The organism is Mesorhizobium sp. M7A.F.Ca.CA.002.09.1.1 (assembly GCF_003998555.1).
In the GTDB taxonomy this organism is placed as follows: domain Bacteria; phylum Pseudomonadota; class Alphaproteobacteria; order Rhizobiales; family Rhizobiaceae; genus Mesorhizobium; species Mesorhizobium ciceri.
Map to the genome: position 1 here is coordinate 1 of NZ_RZRR01000210.1, position 7,133 is coordinate 7,133.

6 protein-coding genes are annotated in these 7,133 nt (G+C 63.2%); all 6 read left to right on the forward strand.

What is annotated here, in order from left to right; all coding sequences use genetic code 11:
* Positions 1 to 1,046 (forward strand): aldehyde dehydrogenase family protein (locus EN994_RS11895; RefSeq protein WP_127307552.1); only part of this gene is annotated, 1,046 nt, incomplete at its 5' end.
* A gap of 57 nt (positions 1,047 to 1,103) precedes the next feature.
* Positions 1,104 to 2,357, forward strand: coding sequence for an ABC transporter substrate-binding protein (locus EN994_RS11900; protein ID WP_013529701.1), 1,254 nt, complete (start codon positions 1,104 to 1,106; stop codon positions 2,355 to 2,357).
* Positions 2,358 to 2,461: 104 nt separating this feature from the next.
* Positions 2,462 to 3,418, forward strand: coding sequence for a sugar ABC transporter permease (locus EN994_RS11905; RefSeq protein WP_063168956.1), 957 nt, complete (start codon positions 2,462 to 2,464; stop codon positions 3,416 to 3,418).
* Complete coding sequence (locus tag EN994_RS11910) at positions 3,415 to 4,359, forward strand: carbohydrate ABC transporter permease (RefSeq protein WP_027161386.1); 945 nt, start codon at positions 3,415 to 3,417, stop codon at positions 4,357 to 4,359. The genes EN994_RS11905 and EN994_RS11910 overlap by 4 nt, the downstream gene beginning before the upstream one ends.
* Positions 4,360 to 4,363: 4 nt before the next feature.
* Positions 4,364 to 5,479 (forward strand): ABC transporter ATP-binding protein, encoded by a 1,116-nt coding sequence (locus EN994_RS11915; protein WP_013529698.1) that lies wholly within the window; start codon positions 4,364 to 4,366, stop codon positions 5,477 to 5,479.
* Positions 5,480 to 5,567: 88 nt separating this feature from the next.
* On the forward strand, positions 5,568 to 7,070 hold the full coding sequence (locus tag EN994_RS11925) for a GMC family oxidoreductase (protein ID WP_063168957.1): 1,503 nt from the start codon (positions 5,568 to 5,570) through the stop codon (positions 7,068 to 7,070).
* Positions 7,071 to 7,133: the final 63 nt, after the last annotated feature.

Here is a 7,133-nt window from a genome sequence, read left to right on the forward strand (position 1 = left end):
AACCGATCGGCGTCGTCTCGATCATCACCCCGTGGAATTTCCCGTTCCTGATCGTCAGCCAGAAACTGCCCTTCGCGCTCGCCGCCGGCTGCACGGCGGTGGTCAAGCCGAGCGAAATGACCTCGGCCTCGACCTTCGTGCTCGGCGACATCCTGATGCAGGCCGGCCTGCCCGCCGGCGTCGTCAATATCCTGGCCGGACTTGGCGCCGATGTCGGTGCGCCGATGGTCAGCCACCCGCTGGTCGAAATGGTCTCGTTCACCGGCTCCACCCGCGTCGGCAAGATGACGATGGCATCCGCCGCGCAGTCGCTGAAGAAAGTCTCGATGGAGCTCGGCGGCAAGAACGGCCAGATCGTCTTCCAGGACGCCGACCTCGAAGCGGCCGCCGATGCGGCGGTGTTCGGCGGCTTCTTCAATGCCGGCGAGTGCTGCAATGCCGGCAGCCGGCTGATCGTGCACGAGGCGATCGCCGACGATTTTCTCAGCGCCGTCAAGGCGCTTGCCGCCAGGGTCACGGTCGGCGATCCGCTCGATGACCAAACCAAGGTCGGCGCGATGATCTCGTCCGACCATTTGGCCAAGGTTGCCGGTTACGTTGCGGCAGCCGCGACCGAGGGCAGCAGCATCTACAGCGGAGGCAAGCAATTGGCCTCCAATATCGGTCAATACCTCGATCCCACCATCATCCGCGGCGTCACCGAGGACATGGCCATAGCGCGCGAGGAAGTGTTCGGCCCGGTGCTCTCGGTGCTGACTTTTGAATCGATTGAAAAGGCGTTGCACATCGCCAACAACACGCCCTATGGTTTGTCGGCAGGCGTGTGGAGCGCCAGCATCGACACTTGCATGTCGGTCGCGCGCGGCGTGCGTTCGGGAACCGTTTGGGTGAACACGTTCATGGAAGGTTATCCCGAGCTGCCTTTCGGAGGCTACAAGCAGTCCGGTCTCGGACGCGAACTCGGCAAACGCGCCGTCGAGGATTATACCGAGGAAAAGACAATCCAGTTTCATCGCGGCCAGCGCACCGGGTGGTGGGTCGGCTGAGTTGAGAAGAACCCGGCGGCATCCGCCGGTCGTGTAATGCAACAAGGGAGGAAGTACATGTTGCGCAAACTGCTTATCGGAACGGCTCTCGCGTCGGGCCTGGCTTTCGCGGCCCACGCCGAGGACGTCAAGGAAGTCCAGATGCTGCATTGGTGGACCTCGGGCGGCGAAGCGGCTGCTCTCAACGTCCTCAAGGGTGATCTGGCCAAGGAAGGCTATGCCTGGAAGGACGTGCCGGTGGCCGGCGGCGGCGGCGATGCCGCCATGACCGCGCTGAAGGCGATGGTCGCGGCCGGCAATTATCCGACCGCCTCGCAGATGCTCGGCTACACCGTGCTCGACTATGCAGCCGCCGGCGTCATGGGCGACCTGACCGAAACGGCGAAGAAGGAAGGCTGGGACAAGTCCGTTCCGGCAGCCCTGCAGAAGTTTTCGGTCTATGACGGCAAGTGGGTCGCGGCGCCGGTCAACGTTCACTCGGTCAACTGGCTGTGGATCAACAAGGCCGTCCTGGACAAGATCGGCGGCACCGAGCCGAAGACCTTCGACGACTTCGTTGCCCTGCTCGACAAGGCCAAGGCGGCAGGCGTGATCCCGCTCGCTCTCGGCGGCCAGAACTGGCAGGAAGCCACCATGTTCGACTCCGTCGTGCTGTCGACCGGCGGACCCGAGTTCTACAAGAAGGCCTTCAACGACCTCGATGACGAGTCCCTGAAGTCCGACACGATGAAGAAGTCGTTCGACAATCTGGCCAAGCTCGTCACCTATGTCGACCCCAACTTCTCGGGCCGCGACTGGAACCTTGCCACCGCCATGGTCATCAAGGGCGATGCCCTGGTGCAGGTCATGGGCGACTGGGCGAAGGGCGAGTTCCACGCCGCCAACAAGACCCCGGGCACCGACTTCCTGTGCTATCGCTTCCCGGGCACCGACGGCTCGGTGATCTACAACTCCGACATGTTCGGCATGTTCAATGTTCCCGACGACCGCAAGGCCGCCCAGGTCGCACTGGCCACCGCCACCCTGTCGAAGAGCTTCCAGTCGGCCTTCAACGTCGTCAAGGGTTCGGTTCCGGCCCGTACCGACGTTCCGGACACCGACTTCGACGCTTGCGGCAAGAAGGGCATCGCCGACCTGAAGGCAGCCAATGAAGGCGGCACGCTGTTCGGCTCGCTGGCCCAGGGTTATGGCGCGCCTCCGGCAGTCGCCAATGCCTACAAGGACGTCGTTTCGAAGTTCGTCCATGGTCAGATCAAGACCTCGGACGAAGCCGTGACCGAGCTGGTCAAGGCGATCGACGACGCCAAGTAAGCGCCACGCGCCAAAAACGCCTTCCCCGCTCCGGCGGGGAAGGCCCAGATCCGCGAACATAGATCCGCGAAGCTGGTTGGCCGCGAGTCGACGGGAGGAGCCCCATGAGCACGGTAGCGACAAGCCAGATCAAGCTGACGCCGGAGCATGCGCGGCCACGCGCCTCGGTGCGCTCGCGCCTGCAGGACGCATTGCCGAAGATCGTGCTGGCGCCGAGCTTCGCCATCACCATCGTCTTCGTCTACGGCTTCATCCTGTGGACGATCTATCTGTCCTTCACCAATTCCAAGACCTTCCCGTCCTATGTCCTAACCGGCTCGCGCGCCTATCAGCGGCTGTGGGGCTGGACCTTCGACACAGACCCGCCGTCGAGCTGGTACACGTCGATCACCAATATGGGTATTTTCGGTTTCCTCTACATCGCAATCTGCCTGGCGCTCGGCCTGTTCCTGGCCATCCTGCTCGACCAGAAGATCCGCGGCGAAGGCGTGTTGAGGCCGATCTATCTCTATCCGATGGCGCTGTCCTTCATCGTCACCGGCGTCGCCTGGAAATGGTTCCTCGATCCCGGCCTCGGTCTCGAGCAGACCTTGCATCAATGGGGTTGGACGAGCTTCCATTTCGACTGGATCAAGAATAAGGATTTCGTCATCTACACGGTGGTCATTGCCGGCGTCTGGCAGGCCTCCGGCTTCATCATGGCGATGTTCCTGGCCGGCCTGCGCGGCATCGACGGCGAGATCATGAAGGCGGCGCAGATCGACGGCGCCACCAACTTCCAGCTCTATCGCCGCATCGTCATCCCGCTGCTGCGGCCGATCTTCCTGTCGGCCTTCATCGTGCTCGCGCACCTCGCCATCAAGTCCTACGATCTCGTGGTCGCACTGACCAGCGGCGGGCCCGGCGGCTCGGCGTGGCTGCCGTCCAACTTCATGTATGAGTACACGTTCAAGCGCAACGAAATGGCCGTCGGCTCGGCCAGTGCGGTGATCATGCTGATGACCATCGTCGCCATCATCGTGCCCTATCTCTATTCGGAACTGCGGGAGAAGCCGCGATGAGCGCCGTCACCACTCCCGCCCGCCAGGCCTCCGGCGGCGTCAACGTCAAGACCCTCAACCGCATCGTCATCTACGGGCTGCTGGCGCTGTTTGCGCTGTTTTACCTGATGCCGCTGTTCGTCATGCTGGTGACCTCGTTCAAGACCATGGACGAGATCCAGAACGGCAACATGCTGGCGCTGCCCAAGGCGCCGACCTTCGACCCGTGGCTGAAGGCGTGGGGCGAGACCTGCGTCGGCCTCACCTGCGCCGGCATCAAGGGCTATTTCTGGAACTCCATCAAGATGGTGGTTCCGGCCGTTCTGATCTCGACCATGCTGGGCGCGCTGAACGGCTACGTGCTGACGAAATGGCGTTTCCGCGGCGCAACGCTGGTGTTCGGGCTGATGCTGTTTGCCTGCTTCATTCCGTTCCAGTCGGTGCTGTTGCCGATGGCGACCATCCTCGGCAGCCTCGGCCGCTTCGGCGTCACACTGCAGAACTCGGTCGGAACGAGCTTCGGTCTCGGCAACCCGACGGTCAACCTGGTCTTCGTCCACGTCGTCTACGGCATCGGCTTCACCACGCTGTTCTTCCGCAACTACTACGAGGCGTTTCCGACCGAACTGGTCAAGGCGGCACAGGTCGACGGCGCCTCCTTCTTCCAGATATTCCGCCGCATCATGCTGCCGAACTCGATGCCGATTTTCGTCGTCACCGTCATCTACCAGTTCACCAACATCTGGAACGACTTCCTGTTCGCCTCGGCTTACGCCGGCACCGGCGACGCGATGCCGATGACGGTGGCGCTCAACAACGTCGTCAACACCTCGACCGGCGTCGTCGAATACAACGTCAACATGGCCGCCGCGATGATCGCGGCACTGCCCACCCTTCTCGTCTATGTGCTCGCCGGCCGCTACTTCGTGCGCGGTCTCATGGCTGGCGCCGTCAAAGGATGATCTGATGGCTTTTCTGGAAATTGATGGTCTGAGAAAGCGCTTCGGCCAGGTCGAGATCCTGAAAGGGATCGATGTCGAGCTCGAGAAAGGCGGTTTCCTGGTGCTGGTCGGCCCTTCCGGCTGCGGCAAGTCCACTTTGCTCAACACCATCGCCGGCCTGGAGACGATCACCTCGGGCGAAATCCGGGTCGACGGCCGCGCCATCAACGATCTGCACCCCTCCAAGCGCGACATCGCCATGGTGTTCCAGAGCTATGCGCTCTACCCGAACATGACGGTGGCCGGAAACATCTCCTTCGGCATGGAGATGCGCGGCGTGCCGGCGGCGGAGCGCCAGAAGGCGATCGACAAGGTGGCCAAGGTGCTGCAGATCGGCCACCTCTTGCAGCGCAAGCCGAGCCAGCTTTCGGGCGGCCAGCGCCAGCGCGTCGCCATGGGCCGGGCGCTGGTGCGCGACCCCAAACTGTTCCTTTTCGACGAGCCTTTGTCCAACCTCGACGCCAAGCTGCGCGTCGACATGCGCATCGAGATCAAGCGCCTGCATGCCACCACCGGCACCACCATCGTCTACGTCACCCACGACCAGATCGAGGCGATGACGCTGGCGACCAAGATCGCGGTCATGCGGGATGGCGAGGTGCAGCAGTTCGGCACGCCGGCCGAAATCTACAACAACCCGAGCAATCTCTTCGTCGCCGACTTCATGGGCTCGCCGGCGATGAACCTGATCCCGGCGACGATCGGTACGTCAGGCAATGCGTTGTCCGTCGTGCTGCAGCGCGAGGCGCGCGAGCCGATCAACCTGCCGATGGCCAATGCGCCGGCGGGCCTGTCGGCATTCCAGGGCAAGCCGATCATCTTCGGTGTCCGTCCCGAAGCCCTGACCGATCCGGAAGGTGCCGAGCGCAACGCCTCGCACATCGCAACCGCGGACTGTCACATCGAGGTCGTCGAGCCGGCAGGTTCGGACACCTTCGCCGTCACCAATCTCGGCGGCAAGGGCGTGGTGGCGCGGCTGCGCGCCGACGCCAACATTCAGCCGGGCACCAACACGCCGCTCGCCTTCAACCTGACAAAGGCGGTGTTCTTCGATCCGGCGACCGAGACCCGTATTCGCTAATGTATGTCGCCCAAAAGTGGATCCGGTTTTGGGGCAACGACATGCATCAAAACAAAAAACTAAAGCGCGTCGGGACGCGATTTAGGCCATGAGAAATCCGGACATCGTCATCATCGGCTCCGGCATCGGCGGCGCCACGATCGCTTCCGGCCTTGCCGGCAGCGGCGCCTCGATCTTGATGCTCGAGCGCGGCGAGCCGTTGCCGGCGACGCCGCACGCGCGCGACACGCGCTCGATCTTCGTCGACGGCCATTATAGGCCGAAGGAGATGTGGCGTGAGGCCGGCGGCGCCGCCTTCAACCCCGGCAATTATTATTATGTCGGCGGCAATTCGAAGTTCTATGGCGCGGTGCTGATCCGCTACCGCAAGGAAGATTTCGCCGCCATGGAGCACTTTGGCGGGGTCTCGCCGGCATGGCCGTTCTCCTATGAGGAATTCGAGCCCTGGTATTCGAAAGCCGAACAGCTGTTTCGCGTGCGCGGTGCACTGGGCGAGGATCCGACCGAGCCGTTCCATTCGATCCCCTACGCCTACAAGCCGGTGCCCGACGAGGCGCCGATCGCCCGCGCCCGCGCCGAGCTGAAAAACCTCGGCCTGCATCCGGCCTCGCTGCCGCTCGGCGTCGACATCGACACCTGGCTGAAAGAGGGCAAGACCGGCTGGGACGCGTTTCCCAACACCGGCCAGGGCAAGGTCGACGCGCAGACAGGACCGCTGACGGCGGCCCTGAAGGACACCAACATCCGGCTCGAGACCGGCTGTTATGTCGAGTACCTGGAGGCATCGACCGACGGCAAAACCATTGCTGCCATCCACTATCGGCAGAATGGTGAGCTGAAAAAGGTGGCGCCGAAACTGGTCATCCTCTCCGCTGGCGCGGTCAATTCCGCCGTCATCCTGCTGCGCTCGCCTTCGGCCGATGGCAATGGTCTTGCCAACCGCTCCGATCAGGTCGGGCGCAATTTCATGAACCACAATTCCAGCGCCATGCTGGCGATCGATCCGCGCCGCCGCAACGATGCCGTCTACCAGAAGACGCTGATGCTCAACGACTACTATCTGTCCGACGGCAAGGGCGGTAAGCCGCTGGGGAACGTCCAACTGCTCGGCAAGATCGACGGCAACATGCTGCGGGCCAATGTCAAGTACACGCCGGGATTCGCGCTCGACTTCATGGCCGGCCACGCCGTCGACTGGTACCTGATGTGCGAAGACCTGCCCGACCCGGAAAGCCGCATCATGGTCGACGGCAAGGACATCGTCATGCAGTGGCGGCGCTCCAACATGCAGTCGCTCGACGGGCTGAACAAGGTAATGCGCGAAAACTTCCGCGCCTGCGGCTATCCCATCGTGCTGTCGCGCCCCTTCGACAAGCGCACGCCGTCGCATCAATGCGGCACGATCAAGATGGGCGACGATCCGGCGACGGCGGCGCTCGACCCCTACTGCCGCTCCTTCGACCACCGGAACCTGTTCGTCGTCGACGCCGGTTTCCTGCCGAACTCGGCGGCGGTCAACCCAGCGCTGTCGATTGCAGCCCAAGCGCTGCGCGTTGCTGACCACATCCGCAAGACGGACCTCGCCGCATGACCCGCCCCGCCGCTATCGTCACCGGCGGCGCGCGCGGCATCGGCCTCGCCTGCGCCCAGGCAC